Annotated in this window: 15 protein-coding genes and 1 pseudogene; 5 read left to right on the top strand and 11 right to left on the bottom strand. The window is 70.5% G+C overall.

What is annotated here, in order from left to right; translation table 11 throughout:
- Window positions 1–37 precede the first annotated feature (37 nt).
- The 4 genes from ruvX to CP970_RS36230 are packed head-to-tail and all read right to left on the bottom strand — an operon-like array spanning window position 38 to window position 4017.
- Window positions 38–523: a Holliday junction resolvase RuvX gene (ruvX, locus tag CP970_RS36245; RefSeq protein WP_055543669.1), complete on the bottom strand. Its 486-nt coding sequence runs from the start codon at window positions 521–523 to the stop codon at window positions 38–40.
- Window positions 523–3192 carry an alanine--tRNA ligase gene (gene alaS, locus CP970_RS36240; protein WP_055543668.1) on the bottom strand — a complete coding sequence of 890 codons (2670 nt, stop codon included), beginning with the start codon at window positions 3190–3192 and terminating at the stop codon, window positions 523–525. The genes ruvX and alaS overlap by 1 nt, the downstream gene beginning before the upstream one ends.
- Complete coding sequence (locus CP970_RS36235; RefSeq protein WP_055543667.1) at window positions 3192–3563, bottom strand: DUF6167 family protein; 372 nt, start codon at window positions 3561–3563, stop codon at window positions 3192–3194. Before CP970_RS36235 ends, alaS begins: the two co-directional genes overlap by 1 nt.
- A 7-nt stretch (window positions 3564–3570) precedes the next feature.
- On the bottom strand, window positions 3571–4017 hold the full coding sequence (locus CP970_RS36230; protein ID WP_055543666.1) for a DUF948 domain-containing protein: 447 nt from the start codon (window positions 4015–4017) through the stop codon (window positions 3571–3573).
- 173 nt (window positions 4018–4190) lie between these two features.
- Between CP970_RS36230 and CP970_RS36225 the strand changes: the two are divergent.
- Window positions 4191–6306 (top strand): annotated as a pseudogene (locus CP970_RS36225) (ATP-binding protein).
- A 22-nt stretch (window positions 6307–6328) separates the two neighbouring features.
- Here the strand turns inward: CP970_RS36225 and rpsD are convergent.
- From rpsD to CP970_RS36205, 4 genes are all read right to left on the bottom strand, one after another.
- The gene (gene rpsD / locus CP970_RS36220; protein WP_055543665.1) at window positions 6329–6943 is read right to left on the bottom strand and encodes a 30S ribosomal protein S4; all 615 of its coding nucleotides are present in this window, start codon (window positions 6941–6943) and stop codon (window positions 6329–6331) included.
- A gap of 344 nt (window positions 6944–7287) precedes the next feature.
- Window positions 7288–8034 (bottom strand): HNH endonuclease family protein, encoded by a 747-nt coding sequence (locus CP970_RS36215; RefSeq protein WP_079043116.1) that lies wholly within the window; start codon window positions 8032–8034, stop codon window positions 7288–7290.
- Window positions 8035–8128: 94 nt separating this feature from the next.
- Window positions 8129–9490, bottom strand: coding sequence for a replication-associated recombination protein A (locus tag CP970_RS36210; protein WP_055543664.1), 1362 nt, complete (start codon window positions 9488–9490; stop codon window positions 8129–8131).
- Window positions 9491–9558: 68 nt separating this feature from the next.
- Entirely contained in the window at window positions 9559–10200 is a 642-nt protein-coding gene (locus CP970_RS36205; protein WP_107098801.1) for a vitamin K epoxide reductase family protein, read from the bottom strand.
- A 136-nt stretch (window positions 10201–10336) separates the two neighbouring features.
- Between CP970_RS36205 and CP970_RS36200 the strand changes: the two genes are divergently transcribed.
- Window positions 10337–11203, top strand: a complete 867-nt coding sequence (locus CP970_RS36200) for an ABC transporter ATP-binding protein (protein WP_055543662.1) — start codon at window positions 10337–10339, stop codon at window positions 11201–11203.
- Complete coding sequence (locus CP970_RS36195; RefSeq protein ID WP_055543661.1) at window positions 11200–12054, top strand: ABC transporter permease; 855 nt, start codon at window positions 11200–11202, stop codon at window positions 12052–12054. Before CP970_RS36200 ends, CP970_RS36195 begins: the two co-directional genes overlap by 4 nt.
- A gap of 72 nt (window positions 12055–12126) precedes the next feature.
- Here the strand turns inward: CP970_RS36195 and hisS are convergent, their stop codons facing one another.
- Together hisS and CP970_RS36185 are read right to left on the bottom strand one after the other, a co-directional pair.
- On the bottom strand, window positions 12127–13389 hold the full coding sequence (gene hisS, locus CP970_RS36190; protein WP_055543660.1) for a histidine--tRNA ligase: 1263 nt from the start codon (window positions 13387–13389) through the stop codon (window positions 12127–12129).
- A 12-nt stretch (window positions 13390–13401) separates the two neighbouring features.
- The gene (locus CP970_RS36185) at window positions 13402–14115 is read right to left on the bottom strand and encodes an MBL fold metallo-hydrolase (RefSeq protein WP_055543659.1); all 714 of its coding nucleotides are present in this window, start codon (window positions 14113–14115) and stop codon (window positions 13402–13404) included.
- 165 nt (window positions 14116–14280) lie between these two features.
- On the opposite strand from CP970_RS36185, the gene CP970_RS36180 reads away from it, so the two are divergent.
- The gene (locus CP970_RS36180; protein ID WP_055543658.1) at window positions 14281–15105 is read left to right on the top strand and encodes a peptidylprolyl isomerase; all 825 of its coding nucleotides are present in this window, start codon (window positions 14281–14283) and stop codon (window positions 15103–15105) included.
- A gap of 134 nt (window positions 15106–15239) precedes the next feature.
- Window positions 15240–16472 carry a DUF349 domain-containing protein gene (locus CP970_RS36175; protein WP_150494417.1) on the top strand — a complete coding sequence of 411 codons (1233 nt, stop codon included), beginning with the start codon at window positions 15240–15242 and terminating at the stop codon, window positions 16470–16472.
- 80 nt (window positions 16473–16552) lie between these two features.
- On the opposite strand, the gene CP970_RS36170 is transcribed toward CP970_RS36175, so the two are convergent.
- Window positions 16553–19084 (bottom strand): RelA/SpoT family protein, encoded by a 2532-nt coding sequence (locus CP970_RS36170; protein WP_150494415.1) that lies wholly within the window; start codon window positions 19082–19084, stop codon window positions 16553–16555.
- Between the last annotated feature and the right edge of the window lie 221 nt (window positions 19085–19305).

The following is a 19305-nucleotide window of genomic DNA, read 5'->3' as shown; positions in this document are numbered from 1 at the left end:
ACGCCGCCGCATCGCGCGGAACGTTACCGTATCGCGATCAGATGACCACTTCGACGCCCTCGCCGGGAGCTCTGCCTGACGCCCGTTCGGACTCCAGGGCCTGCTGGAGGATGATCACCGCGGCCGCCTGATCGATGACAGACCTGCCCTTTTTGGACTTCACGCCGGAGGCGCGCAGGCCCTGACTGGCCGTCACTGTGGTCATCCTCTCGTCCACGAGCCTCACCGAAATGGGGGCGACCATGCGGGCGAGGTCCTGGGTGAAGGCGCGGATCTTGGCGGCCGCCGGGCCCTCGCCCCCGTTGAGGGAGCGAGGGAGGCCGACGACGATCTCGATCGGCTCGTACTCGTCGACGAGCTGCTTCAACCGGCGCTGGGCCGCCGGGACGTCGCGTCCCGGCACCGTCTCGACCGGCGTCGCGAGGATCCCATCGGGGTCGCACGAGGCGACCCCGATGCGGGCGTCACCGACGTCGATGGCGAGCCGTCGGCCCCTGCGCATGCCCTGGGCAGGCTCGGTCATCAGGCCGTCTCGGTGACGAGGCGCTCGACCGCGGCGATGGCGTCGCCGATCGCCTCCGGGTTCTGGCCGCCGCCCTGGGCGACGTCCGGCTTGCCGCCGCCACCGCCGCCGAGGGTCTTGGCGGCCGTGCGGACCAGGTCACCGGCCTTGAGACCACGCTCGCGCGCGGCCTCGTTGGTGGCGATCACCGTGACCGGGCGGCCGTTGGCCGAGGCGAAGAGGGCGACCACCGCGGGCCGGTCGCCCGGGATGCGGCCGCGCACGTCGAGGACGAGCTTGCGCAGGTCGTCGGCGCCCGTGCCGTCCGGCACCTGCCCGGTGACCAGGGCGACACCGCGTACGTCCTTGGCGGAGTCGACGAGCCCGGCGGCGGCCGCGAGGACCTTCTCCGCGCGGAACTTCTCGATCTCCTTCTCGGCGTCCTTCAACTTGCCGAGCATGGCGGAGACCTTCTCGGGCAGCTCCTCGGGGCGGCCCTTGACCAGCTCCTGGAGCTGGGCGACGACCGTGTGCTCCTTGGCGAGGAAGTTGTACGCGTCGACGCCGACCAGGGCCTCGATGCGGCGCACGCCGGAGCCGATGGAGGACTCGCCGAGCAGCTTCACCAGGCCGAGCTGGGCGGTGTTGTGCACGTGCGTGCCGCCGCACAGCTCCTTGGAGAAGTCGCCGATGGTGACGACGCGCACGCGCTCGCCGTACTTCTCGCCGAACTCGGCGATGGCGCCGGACTTCTTGGCGTCGTCGATCGACATGACCTCGGCCTGGACGTCCAGCTCGCGGGAGAGGACCTCGTTGATCCGCTGCTCGACGTCCGTCATCACGGCCGTGGGCACGGCGGACGGCGAACCGAAGTCGAAGCGGAAGCGGCCGGGCTGGTTCTCCGAACCGGCCTGGGCGGCCGTCGGGCCGAGCGCGTCGCGCAGCGCCTGGTGCGTGAGGTGCGTGGCGGAGTGGGCGCGGGCGATGGCCCGGCGGCGGTGCGAGTCGATCGAGGCCCAGACGGGGGCGCCGACGGTGATCTCGCCGACCTGGACGACACCCTTGTGCACGTGGACGCCGGGGACCGGCTTCTGTACGTCACGGATCTCGACGACGGCGCCGCTGTCCAGGCGGATGCGCCCGGTGTCACCGATCTGGCCGCCGCCCTCGGCGTAGAACGGGGTGCGGTCCAGGACGATCTCGACCTCGTCGCCCTCGGTGGCGGCGGGCGAGGAGACGCCGTTGACCAGGAGGCCGACGATGACGGCCTCGTTCTCGGTGAGCGCATAGCCGGTGAAGTCGGTGGCGCCCGCGGCGTCCGCGATCTCGCGGTAGGCGTGCAGGTCGGCGTGGCCGGTCTTCTTGGCCATGGCGTCGGCCTTGGCGCGGTCCCGCTGCTCCTTCATCAGGCGGCGGAAGCCGTCCTCGTCCACGGTCAGGCCCTGTTCGGCGGCCATCTCCAGGGTGAGGTCGATCGGGAAGCCCCACGTGTCGTGCAGCAGGAACGCCTTGTCGCCGGAGAGGACCTGGCCACCGGCGGCCTTGGTCTCGGTGACGGCGGTGTCGAGGATGTTCGTGCCGCCCTTGATGGCCTTGAGGAAGGCGGCCTCTTCGGCGAGGGCGACGGTCTCGATGCGCTTGCGGTCGGTGACGAGCTCCGGGTACTGCAGGCCCATCGTGTCGATCACGACGTTGATCAGGTCCTGGACGACAGGGCCCGTGGCGCCCATCAGACGCATGTTGCGGATGGCACGGCGCATGATGCGGCGCAGGACGTACCCGCGGCCCTCGTTGCCGGGGCTGACGCCGTCGCCGATGAGCATCGTCGACGTACGGATGTGGTCGGCGACCACGCGCAGGGAGACGTCCGAGCCGTGCTCGGCGCCGTAGCGCACGCCGGTCAGCTCGGTGGCCTTGTCCATGACGACGCGCAGGGTGTCGGTCTCGTACATGTTCTGTACGCCCTGCAGGATCATGGCGAGGCGCTCGAGACCGAGACCGGTGTCGATGTTCTTCGTGGGCAGCTCGCCGAGGATCTCGAAGTCCTCCTTGGAGGTGCCCTGGCCGCGCTCGTACTGCATGAAGACCAGGTTCCAGATCTCCACGTAGCGCTCGTCGTTGACGGCGGGGCCGCCCTCGGCGCCGAACTCCGGGCCGCGGTCGTAGTTGATCTCGGAGCACGGGCCGCAGGGTCCGGGCACGCCCATGGACCAGAAGTTGTCCTTCTTGCCCAGGCGCTGGATGCGCTCCTTGGGGACGCCGACCACCTCGTGCCAGATGCGCTCGGCCTCGTCGTCGTCGAGGTAGACGGTGATCCAGAGCTTCTCCGGCTCCAGGCCGAAGCCGCCGTCGGCCACGGAGCCGGTGAGCAGCTCCCAGGCCAGCTTGATGGCGCCTTCCTTGAAGTAGTCGCCGAAGGAGAAGTTGCCGCACATCTGGAAGAACGTGCCGTGCCGCGTGGTCTTGCCGACCTCTTCGATGTCGGGCGTGCGCACGCACTTCTGCACGCTGGTGACGCGCGGGGCGGGCGGCTTGACCTCACCCAGGAAGTAGGGCTTGAAGGGCACCATGCCGGCGGGGACGAGCAGCAGAGTCGGGTCGTCCGCGATGAGCGACGCCGAAGGGACGACGGTGTGCCCGCGCTCCTCGAAGAAGCTCAGCCAGCGGCGGCGGATTTCAGCCGACTCCATCAGTGGTCCTCATTCCGGTCGTACGAGTACCGCGTGTTCTCGAGGTACTTCGTCTTGTTGGTGCTGTCGTGCTTGTCGGTCTTGGTGGCGCTGCGGTTCTCGATGACCGCGAAGCGCCGCTGCGCGGGCAGCTCGGTGTCGGGGTGGTGGTTCGTGCCGAGCGCCTCGCCCAGCTCGGCCTCGCGCTCGGCCATGCCGTCGCGGACGTCGAGGGCGAAGTCCTTCAGGCGGTGCCCCGCCTCGATCGCCTTGTTCGCCGCCTGCGCGGCGAGGCTCTCGGGCGTCAGCTGCTTGAGCTTGCGGTTGACCTTCGTGGTGGCCCATACGCCGGCGGCTGCGCCCGCGGTGAACCAGAACGTACGGCGGAACATCGCTGCGTCAGTCCTTCTTCCGCTTACCCCGCCGTGCGGCCGGGACAGTGCGGCCCACGATCACCGTACGACGGGACGGCTTGGCGGGCATTTCCTTCGTCTCGGGCCCGGCCTTGCGGCTGATGGCCCTGCGCACGCCGTAACCGAACGCGGCCACCTTGACGAGCGGGCCGCCGAAGGTGGACGCGACGGTCGTGGACAGCGCCGACGCGTTCGAGGTGACTTCCTGGACGTCCGAGGCGATGGCGTCGACGCGGTCGATCTGGGTCTGCGCGGAGCGCACCGCGGTGGAGGCGTCGGCCAGGAGCGGAACGGCCTGCTCCGTCACATCGGCGACGAGCTTGGTGGTCGCCCTGAGCGTCTGGGCCAGCCTCGCCAGTGCCACCGCGAGGAAGGAGACCAGGATCGCCCAGAAGACGGCCACCAGGATTCCGGCAACCTCTCCACCCGACACTTGGCACCGCTCCCTGGATCTCGTCCCTGAACATCGTTCCTGAACATCGAAAAGTCGTCCCCCGACCCTATCGCGCCGGGGCCGCGGGTCCGTACCGCATTCCCCCTCGGCACAACAGGAGTTGCGCGAAGCGATTGTACGGACCGCATACGGGTGAGTACGCTCCGTACCCCATGCGACCTCCTCAGCCCGGCAACCTCCCCCTGGAACTCAACGCCTTCGTCGGACGCACCACCGAACTGGCGGAGCTGGCAACGGCGTTGGAGGCGGGGCGGCTGGTCACCGTGACCGGGGTCGGCGGGGTCGGCAAATCGCGCCTGGCCGCGCGGGCCGCCGCGCGGAGCGGGCTGCGCGACGGGGCCTGGCTGGTGGACCTCACCGCGCTGCGCGACCCGGACCTGGTGGACCACGCGGTCGCCGAGGCCCTCGAGCTGACGGACCACACCAGCAGGCCGCCGCGGCAGGTGCTCCTCGGACATCTCGCGGAGCGGGAACTGCTCCTCGTCGTCGACGGGTTCGAGCACCTCGTGGACGTCTGCGCCTCGCTGGTGAACGACCTGCTCACGCACTCCCCCGGCCTTCGGGTGCTCGCCGTGGGGCGCAGGCCGCTGGAGACCGCGGGCGAGCGGCTCTTCCCGCTGGCGCCGCTGCCCGCCCCGGACGCGGCCGCGCTCTTCACCGACCGGGCGACGGACACGCTGCCCGGCTTCGCCGTCGACGACGCCAACCGCGCGGACGTCCTCGAACTCTGCCACCGCCTCGACGGCATCCCGCTCGCCGTCGAACTGGCCGCGGGACGGCTGCGGGCGCTCTCCCCCGGGCAGCTCCTCGCCCGGCTCGACGACCGGTTCCGGCTGCTCACCGGGGCCAGGCGCGACGTGCCGACCCGGCACCAGACGCTGCGTACGGCCATCGGCTGGAGCCATGAGCTGTGCAGTCCGGGCGAGCGGCTGCTCTGGTCGCGGCTCTCCGTGTTCGACGGGCAGTTCGACCTGGAGGCCGTCGAGTACATCTGCGCCGGGGACGGACTGCACGCCGACGACGTGCTCGACGTCCTCGGCGAGCTGCTCGCGCAGTCCGTGGTCTGCCGCGAGGAGGGCCCCGCGGGCGTGCGCTACCGCATGCTCGACACGGTCAGGGCGTACGGCGCGGACTGGCTGGAGGCGGCGGGCGAGTCCACGCGGATGCGCCGCAGGCACCGCGACTGGTACATGGGGCTCGCCACCTGGTGCGAGCTGGACTGGTTCTCACCGCGGCAGGCGCAGGTCGCGGCCCTGGTGGACATGGAACTGCCCAATCTGCGCGCCGCGTTGGAGTTCTGTCTGACCGAGCGGGACGAGGCACATCTGGGGCAGTACCTCGCGGGCACGCTGTGGTTCTACTGGGTGGGCTGCGGACGCCTCGCCGAGGGCAGGCACTGGCTCGGCCGGGCCCTGGAGCTGGACGGCGGGCACGAGGAGTCGCGGCTCAAGGCGCTCTGGGTGCTCGGTTACGTCGCGGTGCTGCAGGGCGACACGATCGCCGCGCTCGCCGCGCTGCACGAGTGCCGCGACGAGGCGGAGCGCACCGGCAGCGCCGCCGCGGCCGCGTACGCCGAGCACCGCATCGGCTGTCTCGCCCTGGTCTCGGACGACATCCCGCGTGCAGAAACGCTGCTGCGCTCGGCGCTCGACCGCTATCACGAGATCGGCGAGCTCAACAGCAACGTCCTGATGGGCCAGGTCGAGCTGGCCATGGCGCTGGCCTTCCGCGGTGAGCTCGCCACCGCGGTGGAGCTCTGCGAGGACGTACGCCAGGTCTGCGAGGACCACGGCGAGAGCTGGGCTCTCGCCTACGCCCTCTACGTCCTCGGTTACGCGGCCTGGACGCGCGGCGAGGCCGACGCGGCCCGTGAGCTGCTCGCCCGGTCGCTCGACCTGGACCACCGCTTCCACGATCTGCTCGGCGCGGTCCTGTCCCTGGAGCTCCTTGCGCTGTTCACGGCGGCGGAGGGGGACCCGGCGGAGGCGGCGGTGCTGCAGGGCGCGGCGGCGGGCATCTGGCCGTCGGTGGGTCTTCCGCTGTTCGGCTCGGGCCATTTCGGCGGGCCGCACACGGCGTGCGAGGAGCAGGCCCGGGAGGCCCTCGGCGACGAGCGGTACGAGGAGTGCCTGCGGCAGGGCGCGGGCCTCGGCCTCGACGCGGCGGTGGCGCGGGCGCTGCGGGCCGACGACGACGCGGGAACCGGCCCCGGGAACGAGCGAACCCGCCGCCTGCCCCGCCAGGAAGGGCGGGGAGGCGACGGGCTGAAGCAGGGAGAGCTACGTCCGGGTCAGCGGGCGTAGTACTCGACGACGAGCTGCTCGTCGCAGATCACGGGGATCTCCTTGCGGTTCGGGTCGCGGTCCAGGCGGAAGGCCAGGGCCTTCAGGTTCACCTGGAGGTAGCGCGGGGTCTCGCCGTCGGGGGCGAAGCCACCCTCACGCGCGACCTGGAACAGCGGCTTCTCGCGGCTGCGCTCGCGGACCATCACGACGTCGTCGGGACGGACGCGGAACGACGGCTTGTCGACCTTGCCGCCGTTGACCTCGATGTGACCGTGCACGACCATCTGGCGGGCCTGGTAGATCGTGCGGGCGATGCCCGAACGCAGAACCAGGGCGTCGAGACGACGCTCCAGCTCGATGACCAGGGCCTCACCGGTCTTGAGCTGCGTCTTGGACGCACGCTCGTAGGCACGGACGAGCTGGCGCTCGGACAGGTCGTACTGCGCGCGCAGACGCTGCTTCTCGAGCAGACGGACCTTGTAGTCCGAGTTCTGCTTGCGCCCACGGCCGTGCTCGCCCGGCGGGTAGGGGCGGGCCTCGAAGTACTTGACGGCCTTCGGGGTCAGCGCGATGCCGAGGGCACGCGACTTCTTGACCTTGGGGCGGGACTGGTTCGGCATGAACCAACCTCTCTGTTCTCTGTGAAATCGGCTTCACCAGGGTTAGGGGAGGTCGCAATCCGCAGCCTGGGAAACCCCTCGGATCCGGTGGTGCTGGATCCGGCGGGCAGCCGCTCCCTGGTCTGGGCACATACGTGCAGCACGCGAGTGGCCCACCGACCGCTTCCCGGGATCCGGGATGGTGGTGGGCTGCCCGCGACACCTTCGACGGTGCGCGACGCTCCTGGATCCCCATCACCTTGCGGTGCGGGGCTCCGGCTGAATGTCCCGTTCTGGTGGTGCCGGTACGAGACCGGACACGGGACGCAGCGCTCGGGCCAGTGTACCGGGTGACGGAGGGTGCCTCAGCCGCAGGTGGCGAGGAGGTCCTGGAGGGCCAGCTTCTCGGGGGCCGTGACCGTCAGCCGGTACTTGGCCTTGATGCCGGTCCAGCGGCGCCCGTACTCGCACCAGTATTCCTTGCGGGGCGGCTTCCACTTGTCGGGGGTCTGACTGCTCTTGACGTAATTCGTGTCCTTGTCGGCGGCGAGCAGGACGTCCAGGTCGTTGGCGTAGGTGAGGCGCCGCTTGGGGGTCCAGGCCCAGGCACCCGCCCGCCAGGCGGCGCCGAGCGCGACGACGTGGTCGGTCTGGATCTGGGAGGCCCTGCGGGAGGAGTAGGGCAGTTCCTTGCCGGTGTAGGGGTCCTTCAGCGTCCCGGAGAGGACGACGCAGGGGTTGCGGTCGCCCTCGCGCAGGTTCTTCAGGTCGCGTCGCAGCACGTCGTCCCGGGTGTCGCAGCCGTTGCGCCCGCCGGGTGCGTCGGTGTCGTCGGACCAGCCGTCGCCGAACTCGGAGCGCTGGTACGTCTGCCAGTTCTTGCCCCAGGCGACGGTGAGGCGGGCGAGCTGGTCCCGGGCGGTGGCCGCGGTGGGCGGGAAGCCGGGGCTGGCGAGGGGGGCCTTCGCCGAGGGAGAGCTGAGTGCGGCTGGCGAAGTGGTCGCTGAGCGTCGCGCGTCGGCCCGCTCCAGCTGGGGTGGCGTGCACGCCGCTGCTACGGCGGCCAGGACGAGCACCGTCCCCGCCACGGCTTGCCCGGCTGCTCTGCCCATGGCTGTGAGCGTAGGCGGCGACGGCGGGGCCCGCGCCCCGAAGGGGCGCGGGGAACGGCGCGACCAGCCACGACGCACCCGCAGAGGCGAGCGCTCAGCTCTCCGGCTTCTCGCCCTTGAGCCGCGCACGCACCCGCTCGACCACGTCGGCGTAACGCGCCTCCGCCCCGTACCGAGTGGGTTGGTAGTAGCGCTTGCCCTCCACCGCGTCCGGCGCGTACCGCTGGGTGGCGATGCCGCCCGGCACGTCGTGCGGATACACGTACCCCTGGGCGTGCCCGAGCTTGGCCGCGCCCTTGTAGTGGCCGTCGCGCAGGTGGGGCGGGACGGGTCCGGCGAGGCCGCCGCGGACGTCCGCCTGGGCCTGCTGGATCGCGATCGTCGCGGCGTTCGACTTGGGGGCGAGCGCGAGGGCGATCGTGGCGTGGCTGAGGGTGAGCGCCGCCTCCGGGAAGCCGATCATCGCGACGGCCTGGGCGGCGGCGACCGCGGTCGGCAGCGCGGTGGGGTCGGCGAGGCCGATGTCCTCGCTCGCGGAGATCATCAGGCGCCGGGCGATGAAGCGGGGGTCCTCGCCCGCCTCGATCATGCGGGCCAGATAGTGCAGGGCCGCGTCCACGTCCGAGCCGCGGATGGACTTGATGAGGGCGCTCGCGACGTCGTAGTGCTGGTCGCCGTCCCTGTCGTACTTCACGGCGGCGCGGTCGACCGACTCCTCCAGGGTCCGGAGGGTGATCTCCTGCTCGCCCTTGGCCAGGGCCGAGCCCGCGCCCGCCTCCAGGGCGGTCAGCACGCGCCGGGCGTCGCCGCCCGCGATGCGCAGCAGATGCGCCTCGGCCTCTTCGGGCAGCTCGACGGCGCCGCCCAGGCCCCGCTCGTCGATGAGCGCGCGGCGCAGCAGGGCGCGCAGGTCGTCGTCGGTGAGCGGTTCGAGGGTGAGCAGCAGGGAGCGGGACAGGAGCGGCGAGATGATCGAGAAGTACGGATTCTCGGTGGTGGCGGCGATCAGCGTCACCCAGCGGTTCTCGACGGCGGGCAGCAGGGAGTCCTGCTGGGCCTTGCTGAAGCGGTGGATCTCGTCGAGGAAGAGGACGGTCTCCTTGCCGTGGCCGCCCATCGCCCTGCGGGCGCCGTCGATGACCGCGCGCACTTCCTTGACGCCCGCGGTGATCGCGGAGAGCTCGACGAACCGCTTGTTCGTCGCCTTGGACACCACGTACGCCAGGGTCGTCTTGCCGATGCCCGGCGGGCCCCACAGGAACACCGAGGACGGTCCCGCGGGCCCTCCCTCGCCCTCGCCCACCAGGCGGCGCAGGGGCGAGCCCGGCTTCAGCAGATGCTGCTGGCCGACGACTTCGTCGAGGGTGCGCGGGCGCATCCGGACGGCCAGGGGACTGCTGGACGGGTCCTTCTCCTGGCGGTCTTCGGCTGCGGCGGTGAACAGGTCGGGCTCCACGTCAAGAACCCTATGTCACGCCACTGACAATCCCGCCGGGAGGCGGAATCCGGGGGCGATCAGAGGCCTCACGCCCAGAGGTCGGCGCCCCAGCGGGTGAGGATCAGCATCGCGATGATGCCGGTGTGCATCACCGGGAGCGCCCAGGTGAAGTCCTCGAGGAAGCTCTTGGCCCAGCCCGGCGCGGGCAGGAAGCCCTTGCGGATGTTGAAGGACGTGACGTACCAGAACATCAGGAGCGTGGCGACCCAGGCCAGGCAGCACCAGAGGCAGAGCGCGTTGATGTGGTAGAGCGACTGGATCATCAGCCAGGTGCAGAACCCGACTCCGAAGAGCGTGCCCGCGTTGAAGGTGAGCCAGTACCAGCGCGGGAAGCGGGCCCCGGCGAGCAGGCTCATGCCGACGCAGATCACGATGCCGTAAGTGACCAGGCCCAGCATCGGGTTGGGGAACCCGAAGGCCTCGGCCTGCTCGCTCTTCATGATGCTGCCGCAGGCGACCACGGGGTTGATGCTGCAGCCCGGCTGGAAGTTCGGGTCCTTCAGGAGCTCGAACTTGTCCAGGGTGATGATCCAGGAGGCGAGCACACCGGCCGCGCCCGTGATCACCAGGAGCAGGGCGAACGCGCGGCTGCCGCCGACGGAACCCGGAGCGTGCCGCCTCTCCTGGTCGTCCAAGGCGTCGTCCTTCGCTGACATCGTTTTGCTCATCACGCCGTTCCGTCGCTTGTGGTGGCCGCGGGCACGCACATTGTGCCGTACGCGCCTGTGTGTCCACCGTTCGATGGACATAAGGAGGTACGCACAGAGGTCCCGACGCGTTCGTTCCACCGCGACACTCGACGGCATGGGCGCATACGGGTACGAACTCGCGGTCGACGTACGGGGACTGCGCAAGAGGTACGGCGACGTCACGGCCGTCGACGGGGTGGACCTGCGGATAGAGCCGGGCGAGGTCTTCGGGATCCTCGGCCCCAACGGCGCGGGCAAGAGCACCACGGTGGAGATCCTCCAGGGCAACAGGGCCCGGGACGGCGGTGAGGTCACCGTGCTCGGCGCCGATCCCGGCACCGCGGGGCGGGCCTGGCGCTCGCGCGTCGGGATCGTCTGGCAGGACGAATCCGCGCCCGCCGAGTTGACGGTGGCCGAGACGGTGCGGCACTTCGCGCGCTACTACCCGCGACCGCGCGACCCCGACGAAGTGATCGCGCTGGTCGGCCTGGAGGAGAAAGCGACGAGCCGGATCAAGGCCCTTTCGGGCGGCCAGCGGCGGCGGCTCGACGTGGCGCTCGGCGTGATCGGCGGGCCCGAGCTGCTGCTCCTCGACGAGCCGACGACCGGCTTCGACCCGGCGGCCAGGCGGCAGTTCTGGGCCCTGATCAGGACGCTCGCCGACGAGGGCACGACCATCGTGCTCACCACGCACTACCTGGAGGAGGCCGAGGCGCTCGCGCACCGGCTCGCGGTGATCGCCGAGGGGCGGGTGGTGGCGCGGGGCGAGCCCGCGGAGCTGCGCAGGCGGTACGGCACCGAGGCCACCGTCGAGTGGACCGCGGCGGACGGCACTCCGTGCGAGGAGCGCACCGCGACGCCGACCCGCACGGTCGCCGGGCTGCTCGGCGCCTTCGACGGGGAGATCCCCGACCTGCGGATCCGCCGCCCCACGCTGGAGGACGTCTACCTCCGGCTGACCGGACAGGAGGACGACCGATGACCACCACGACCGGCACCGAGGGAACGCGCTCGCCGGGCGCCGCCGCCGACCGGCTGCCCGGCGCCTGGGGGCTCGGCCTGCATCAAGGCGCCCTGGAACTGCGGCAGTTCTTCCGCCAGCGCGAACAGGTCGTCTTCACCTTCGCCTTCCCCATCGTCTTCCTCTTCCTCTTCGCGTCGATCTTCAGCGACGATGTGTCGGGCGCGGGCATCACCGCCTCCCAGCTGTACGTCGCCGCGATGATCGCCGCGGGCATCATGTCGACCAGCTTCCAGTCCCTCGGCATCTCGATCGCGATCGAGCGGGACGAGAAGGTGCTTCGCCGACTGCGCGGGACGCCGATGCCCCCGGCCGCGTACTTCCTGGGAAAGATCTGGCTGGTCCTGGTCACCGGCGTCCTGGAGACGGCGCTCCTGCTGATCGTCGGCGTGAGCCTCTTCGACGTCGACCTGCCCACGCGCGCGAGCGACTGGTTGACCTTCGGCTGGATCTTCGTCCTGGGGATCACCAGCTGTGCGCTGCTCGGCATCGCGATCAGCAGCGTCCCGAGGTCGGGGCGGAGCGCCACCTCGGTGGTCATCCTGCCCTTCCTGGTGCTGCAGTTCATCTCCGGCGTGTACATCGCCATCGACACCATTCCGGACTGGATGCTGAACATCGGGGCGCTGTTCCCGCTGAAGTGGATGTGCCAGGGCTTTCGCGGGGTGTTCCTGCCGGATTCCGCGCAGGTGCTCGAACAGGCGGGGAGCTGGGAGTACGGAAAGATCGCCCTGGTGCTCGGCGCGTGGTGCGTCGGAGGGCTCGTGCTGTGCCTGCTGACCTTCCGGTGGAAGGACCGGCGCGATGGGTGAGCCCCTCCGCCGGGGGCGAGGCCGCGGGGCGCTGCCCCGGACCCCGCTCCTCAATCGCCGGAGGGGCTTGATTTACGCCAGCTTCCCCTGGAGGACCGCCACGACCTCGTCCACCGCGACCGCCTCCTGCTCCCCGGACTCCATGTCCTTGAGCTGGACGACGCCCTCTTCGAGATCCCGCTCGCCCGCGACGACGGTGAAGCGCGCGCCCGAGCGGTTGGCGTTCTTCATCGCGCCCTTGAGGCCCTTGCCGCCGTACGAGAAGTCCGCCGCGACACCGGCCTTGCGCAGCTCCGTCACCTTGGCGAACAGGACGCGGCGCGCCTCCTCGCCGAGCGGCACCGCGAACACGCTGGTGGACGCGGGCAGTTCGAGCTCGACGCCCTCCGCCTCAAGCGCGAGCACCGTGCGGTCCACGCCGAGCGCCCAGCCGACCGAGGGCAGCGAGGGGCCGCCGATCATCTCGGACAGGCCGTCGTAGCGACCGCCACCGCCGACCGCGGACTGCGAGCCGAGGCCGTCGTGGACGAACTCGAAGGTGGTGCGGGTGTAGTAGTCGAGGCCCCGGACCAGCTTCTCGTCGTCCTCGAAGGCGACGCCCGCCGCCGTGACCAGTTCGCGGACCTGCTCGTGGTACGCCTTGCAGGCGTCGCACAGGTAGTCGCGCAGCGAGGGCGCGCCCACCAGCTGCTTCTGGACGTCGGCCCGCTTGTCGTCGAGGACCCGCAGCGGGTTGATGTCGATACGTCGACGTGTCTCCTCGTCCAGGTCGAGCCCGCGCAGGAAGTCCTGCAGCGCGGCGCGGTAGACGGGGCGGCACTCCTTGTCGCCGAGCGAGTTGAGCAGGATCCGGAAGTTCCGCAGGCCGAGGGTGCGGTACGCCTGGTCGGCCAGGATGATCAGCTCGGCGTCGAGCGCCGGGTCCTCGGCACCGATCGCCTCGGCGCCCACCTGGGAGAAGTGCCTGTACCGGCCCTTCTGGGGGCGCTCGTAGCGGTAGTAGGAGCCCGAGTACCAGAGCTTGACGGGGAGGTTGCCCGCCTTGTGCAGGTTGCCTTCGAGCGCGGCGCGCAGCACCGAGGCGGTGCCTTCGGGGCGCAGCGCGAGCTGGTCGCCGCCCTTGGTCTCGAAGGCGTACATCTCCTTGGAGACGATGTCCGTGGACTCGCCGACGCCGCGCGAGAACAGCTCGACGTTCTCAAAACCGGGCGTCTCGATGTAGCCGTAGCCCGAGTTGCGCAGCGGAGCGGCGATCGCCTCGCGCACCGCCAGGTACTTCGCGGAGTCCGGCGGCAGCAGGTCGTAGGTGCCCTTGGGGGCCTTGAAGGTGCTCACGGTGTTCTCTCGTCACATTCCTCGTCGCGGGGCGGACGTGTCGTCCGCGCCCAGGCCGGCGGCCACCTGCCGCAGGTACGGATTGGTGGCGCGCTCCTGGCCGATGGATGTCTGGGGACCGTGTCCCGACAGGACCACGGTCGAGTCGTCGAGCGGCAGGCACACCCGGCCCAGCGAGTCGAGGATCTCGGCGTGGCTGCCGCCGGGCAGGTCGGTGCGTCCGATGGAGCCGGCGAAGAGCAGATCGCCCGAGAAGAAGACCGAGGGGATCTCCTGCGTCTCGGGCATCCGGAAGGTCACCGACCCCTTCGTATGCCCCGGGGCGTGCGCGACGGAGAAGTCGAGGCCCGCCAGCTTCAGGTCCGCGCCGTCGGTCAGCTCCCGCAGGTCGTCGGGCTCCCCCACCGTCAGCTCACCCATCAGCGGCATCCCGATGGAGCGGCCGAGCGCCTTCTCGGGGTCGCTCAGCATGTACCGGTCGCGGGGGTGGATCCACGCGGGCACGTCGTGCGCTCCGCACACCGGGACGACCGAGGCGACGTGGTCGATGTGGCCGTGGGTGAGGATGACCGCGACGGGCTTGAGCCGATGCTTCTTCAGCGCGTCCTCGACTCCCTGGGCGGCCTGGTGGCCCGGGTCGATGATCACGCACTCCTCGCCTGCGGCGGGGGCGACCAGATAGCAGTTGGTGCCCCAGGCCCCGGCGGGGAACCCGGCAATGAGCACGATCGTCCTTCGTTCGTCGTCCGGCGGGAGGCAGCCGCGGTCCCCGGCGGGAACGCGGCAGATCAGAGCCTACCGGCGCTGCCGATTCCACAGGTAACCCATATACGGTACGGGGCACTACGCAGCGCATGAGGAGACGTGCGCGGGAGAAGGGGAGAAGAGCCGGTGGTCAGCCAGGAACAGCGCCGCAAGCAGCTCGCCCGGGAGAAGGCACTGCGCCAGCAGCAGCGCCGCGACGCCGCGCGGCGCAGGGCGCGGATGCGCAACGCGGTCCTCGCGGGAGCCCTCGCCGTGGTCGTGGCGGGCGGCGCGGTGTCGTACGCGGCGGGCGCCTTCGACGGTGACGACGCGTTGGACGACGCGAACGCGCAGCCCAGCAGCACGCCTCCGAAGGACCCGTGCAAGAAGGCGGCACCCGGCAAGGTGAAGCCGCTGAGCTTCAAGAAGGAGCCCGCACTCACCATCGACAAGTCCGCCGACTACGCGATGGACCTGAAGACGACGTGCGGTGACATCGGCCTCGACCTGGACGCCGCCAAGGCCCCGCACACCGTCAACTCCTTCAACTTCCTGGTGAACAAGGGCTACCTGGACCACACCAAGTGTCACCGGCTCACCACCGGCGGCATCTACGTCCTGCAGTGCGGCGACCCCAAGGGCACCGGTGAGGGCACCCCCGGCTACTCGATCCCCGACGAGAACCTGAAGGACAAGCGCCTGAAGGGGAACGTGTATCCGGCGGGCACGGTCGCCATGGCGAACCAGTACAACGCCAAGGCGAAGAAGGGACGGGACACCGGCGGCAGCCAGTTCTTCCTCGTCTACCAGGACAGTCAGCTCCCGCCCGACTACACACCGTTCGGGACCATTTCCGAATCGGGCATGAAGGTGCTCAAGAAGATCGCCGCCGCCGGGGAGAGCACCGGGCAGGGCGATGGCGCCCCGAACGCGACGGTCGCCATCGACAAGGCGACCGTGACGAAATCCTGAGCGCCGCCAGGCAAACTTCGGTCGTGCGGGATGCGGACAGCCGCCCCGCCGGTCGCCTATGTTGGCGGTGACGAAACTGTGGACGATGCCGGGGGCCCCGAGGCCCTGCGCAGGCATCATGTGGAGGAGGCGCTGTGAGCAGCGACCCGTGGGGCCGCGTCGACGAGACGGGGACCGTGTACGTGCGTACGGCCGACGGCAGCGAGCGAGTGGTCGGTTCGTGGCAGGCAGGATCTCCTGACGAGGCCCTCGCCTATTTCGAGCGCAAGTACGACGGTCTGGTCGTCGAGATCGGACTTCTCGAGCGCCGGGTGAAAACGACCGACCTGTCGGCCAAGGACGCCATGACCGCCATCGACCACCTGCGCCAGCAGGTGGACGAGGCACACGCGGTCGGCGATCTGGACGCCCTGGGCAAGCGGCTCGACAAGCTGGTGGAGAGCGTCGAGGCGCGTCGCGAGGAGCGCAAGGTCCAGAAGGCCAAGCAGTCCGACGAGGCGCGGCACGCCAAGGAAGCCCTGGTCGTGGAGGCCGAGGAGCTGGCCCAGAGCGAGCAGTGGCGGGCGGCCGGCGAGCGGCTGCGCGCCCTGGTCGACACCTGGAAGGGCCTGCCGCGGCTCGACCGCAAGTCGGACGACGAGCTCTGGCACCGCTTCTCGCACGCCCGCTCGGCGTTCTCCAAGCGCCGCAAGGCGCACTTCGCGTCGCTCGACGCCCAGCGCGAGGACGCCCGCAAGGCCAAGGAGAAGCTGGTCGGCGAGGCGGAGGCGCTGTCGGGTTCGACGGACTGGGGCCCGACGGCCGCCCGGTACCGCGACCTGATGACCGACTGGAAGGCGGCGGGCCGCGCGCAGCGCGAGCACGAGGACGACCTGTGGAACCGCTTCCGCGGCGCCCAGGACGTGTTCTTCGCGGCGCGCAGCGCGGTCTTCGCGGAGCGCGACGCCGAGCAGGGCGAGAACCTGAAGCTCAAGGAGGAGCTGGCGGACGAGGCCGAGAAGCTCGTCCCGGTGTCGGACCTGAAGGCTGCCCGTGCCGCGTTCCGCTCCATCAACGAGCGCTGGGAGGCCATCGGCCACGTGCCGCGTGACGCGCGGCCCAAGGTCGAGGGCCGGATGCACGCGGTCGAGCGGGCGCTGCAGGAGTCCGAGGAGACCGAGTGGCGCCGCACGAACCCGGAGGCACGCGCGCGTGCCGAGGGTCTCACCGGTCAGCTGCAGGCCGCCGTGGACAAGCTCCAGGGCCAGATCGAGACCGCTCGCGCCGCGGGCAACACCTCGAAGGCCGACAAGCTCCAGAGGGAGCTCGACGGTCGTCAGGCGCTGCTCGACCAGGCTCTGAAGGGGCTGCACGAGTTCGGCGGCTGAGTTTTCCGCCGCACGCGTCTTCGCTGTCTACGTAGAGGGGCTCCCGCACATCGCGTGTGGGAGCCCCTCTCCGTAGTGGCCTACGGCCGTCGCGCCGACGTCACCCGGTACACGTCGTAGACGCCCTCGACGCCCCTGACCGCCTTGAGGACGTGCCCCAGGTGCTTGGGGTCGCCCATCTCGAAGGTGAAGCGGGAGGTGGCGACGCGGTCGCGCGAGGTCTGCACCGCCGCCGACAGGATGTTCACGTGCTGGTCCGAGAGGATGCGCGTGACGTCCGACAGGAGGCGCGAGCGGTCGAGGGCCTCGACCTGGATGGCGACCAGGAAGACCGAGGACTGGGTGGGCGCCCACTCGACCTCGAGGATCCGCTCGGGCTCCCGCGAGAGCGAGTCGACGTTCACACAGTCGCTGCGGTGAACCGATACGCCACTGCCGCGCGTGACGAAGCCGATGATGGGGTCGCCGGGCACGGGCGTACAGCACCGCGCCAGCTTGACCCACACGTCCTCGACGCCCTTGACGACGACACCGGGGTCGGCGTTGGCACGGCGCTTGCTGCGGCCGCGCGCGGGCGGCGCGCTCTCAGCGATGTCCTCGTTGGCGGCTTCCTCGCCGCCGAGCGCCTGGACGAGCTTCTGCACGACGGACTGCGCGGTGACGTGGCCCTCGCCGATCGCCGCGTACAGCGACGAGATGTCCGGGTAGCGCATCTCGTGCGCGAGGGTCACGAGCGAGTCGCCCGTCAGGATCCGCTGGATCGGCAGGTTCTGCTTGCGCATGGCGCGCGCGATGGCGTCCTTGCCCTGCTCGATGGCCTCGTCGCGGCGCTCCTTGGAGAACCACGCGCGGATCTTGTTGCGCGCCCGCGGCGACTTGACGAAGCCGAGCCAGTCGCGCGAGGGTCCCGCGCCCGCGGCCTTGGAGGTGAAGACCTCCACCAAGTCGCCGTTGTCCAGGGTCGATTCGAGCGGTACGAGCCGTCCGTTGACCCGCGCCCCTATGGTGCGGTGGCCGACCTCGGTGTGCACCGCGTACGAGAAGTCGACCGGGGTGGCGCCCGCGGGGAGCGCTATGACGTCGCCCTTCGGCGTGAAGACGAAGACCTCGTTGCGCGACAGGTCGAAGCGGAGCGATTCGAGGAACTCGCTGGGGTCCTCGGTCTCCTTCTGCCAGTCGAGCAACTGGCGCAGCCACGCCATGTCGTTGAGGTGGTCGTCCTTGCCGCCGGCCTTCCTCGGCACGTCGGTGCGCACCTTGGAGGCACCGGCCACGGCCTCCTGCTTGTACTTCCAGTGCGCGGCGATGCCGTACTCGGCGCGGCGGTGCATGTCGAACGTACGGATCTGCAGCTCGACGGGCTTGCCGTTGGGGCCGATCACCGTCGTGTGCAGTGACTGGTACATGTTGAACTTGGGCATCGCGATGTAGTCCTTGAACCGGCCGGGGACCGGATTCCATCGCGCGTGCACCGTGCCGAGCGCCGCGTAGCAGTCGCGCACCGTGTCGACGAGGACACGGATGCCCACCAGGTCGTAGATCTCGGCGAAGTCGCGGCCTCGCACGATCATCTTCTGGTAGACGCTGTAGTAGTGCTTCGGGCGCCCGGTGACGGTGGCCTTGATTCGGGCGGCGCGCAGGTCGGCCTGGACCTCGTCGGTCACTATGGCCAGGTACTCGTCGCGCTTGGGGGCGCGCTCAGCGACGAGGCGCACGATCTCGTCGTACATCTTGGGGTAGAGGATCGCGAAGGCGAGGTCCTCCAGCTCCCACTTGATGGTGTTCATGCCCAGGCGGTGCGCCAGCGGAGCGTAGATCTCCAGCGTCTCGCGGGCCTTCTTCTCCTGCTTCTCGCGCTTCAGGTACCGCATGGTGCGCATGTTGTGCAGGCGGTCGGCGAGCTTGATGACCAGGACGCGCGGGTCCTTGGCCATGGCGACGACCATCTTGCGCACGGTCTCGGCCTGCGCGGCCTCGCCGAACTTGACCTTGTCGAGCTTGGTGACGCCGTCGACGAGCAGGGCGACCTGGTCGCCGAAGTCGCGCTTGAGGGTGTCGAGGCCGTACTCGGTGTCCTCGACGGTGTCGTGCAGCAGACCGGCCATGAGCGTCGCCGGATCCATGCCGAGCTCGGCGAGGATGGTGGTGACCGCGAGCGGGTGCGTGATGTACGGATCGCCGCTCTTGCGCTTCTGGCCGCGGTGCCAGCGCTCGGCGACCTGGTAGGCGCGCTCGATCTGGCGCAGCGTGGAGGTCTCGATCTTCGGGTCGTTGCTGCGCACTATCCGCAGCAGGGGCTCCAGGACCGGGTTGTACGGGTTGGAGCGCTGGACGCCGAGGCGGGCGAGGCGGGCGCGGACGCGGTTGGAGGAACCGGAGCGCGCGGGCTGGCCCGTCGCCGGGCGGATCGCGGGAGCCGTCGGGTGGTGGTCGGCGGGCGGCTTCGGACGGGGCTGCTCGGCCGGTTTGTCGCCCCGAGAGACCTCTCCCTTGGCGCGCTGCGCGGACGAGCCGCCCTGCGTGCCTTCTGCCTTGTTCGCGGGCGCGGCGGAGCCCGCCGAGGCCTGCTGGGCGGCCTTGGCGGCGGTGAGTGGCTGGGACTCGTCTGGCAAGAGCGCTCCCTGTGCGCGATCGGGGTCCCTCGGTCAGGCCCCGAAGAGCCCATGGTATCGATCCTGGGCCTCCGGCTCGCCTTCGGCCGGTGAGACAGCTCTGTACTGGAGAAACGCGAGAGGCTGCCCCCGGATTCCCCCGCCCCCGACACTCTGGCCCCTCGGCCGTCCCCCGTCCACCGCGTCCCGCCCGTCGGACGGTCCGCGCCATCCCGGCACCC

Source organism: Streptomyces kanamyceticus (assembly GCF_008704495.1).
Lineage (GTDB): Bacteria > Actinomycetota > Actinomycetes > Streptomycetales > Streptomycetaceae > Streptomyces > Streptomyces kanamyceticus.
Note: the sequence above shows the minus strand (reverse complement) of the source record. Positions and strands in the feature narration are given on the sequence as shown.

Coding starts and splice junctions, on each gene's coding strand:
- CP970_RS36235 (WP_055543667.1), bottom strand. CDS start 3,563: ATGTTCCGCCGTACGTTCTGGTTCACCGCGGGCGCAGCCGCCGGCGTA.
- CP970_RS36205 (WP_107098801.1), bottom strand. CDS start 10,200: ATGAGCAAAACGATGTCAGCGAAGGACGACGCCTTGGACGACCAGGAG.
- CP970_RS36200 (WP_055543662.1), top strand. CDS start 10,337: ATGGGCGCATACGGGTACGAACTCGCGGTCGACGTACGGGGACTGCGC.
- CP970_RS36215 (WP_079043116.1), bottom strand. CDS start 8,034: ATGGGCAGAGCAGCCGGGCAAGCCGTGGCGGGGACGGTGCTCGTCCTG.
- rpsD (WP_055543665.1), bottom strand. CDS start 6,943: ATGCCGAACCAGTCCCGCCCCAAGGTCAAGAAGTCGCGTGCCCTCGGC.
- alaS (WP_055543668.1), bottom strand. CDS start 3,192: ATGGAGTCGGCTGAAATCCGCCGCCGCTGGCTGAGCTTCTTCGAGGAG.
- CP970_RS36195 (WP_055543661.1), top strand. CDS start 11,200: ATGACCACCACGACCGGCACCGAGGGAACGCGCTCGCCGGGCGCCGCC.
- ruvX (WP_055543669.1), bottom strand. CDS start 523: ATGACCGAGCCTGCCCAGGGCATGCGCAGGGGCCGACGGCTCGCCATC.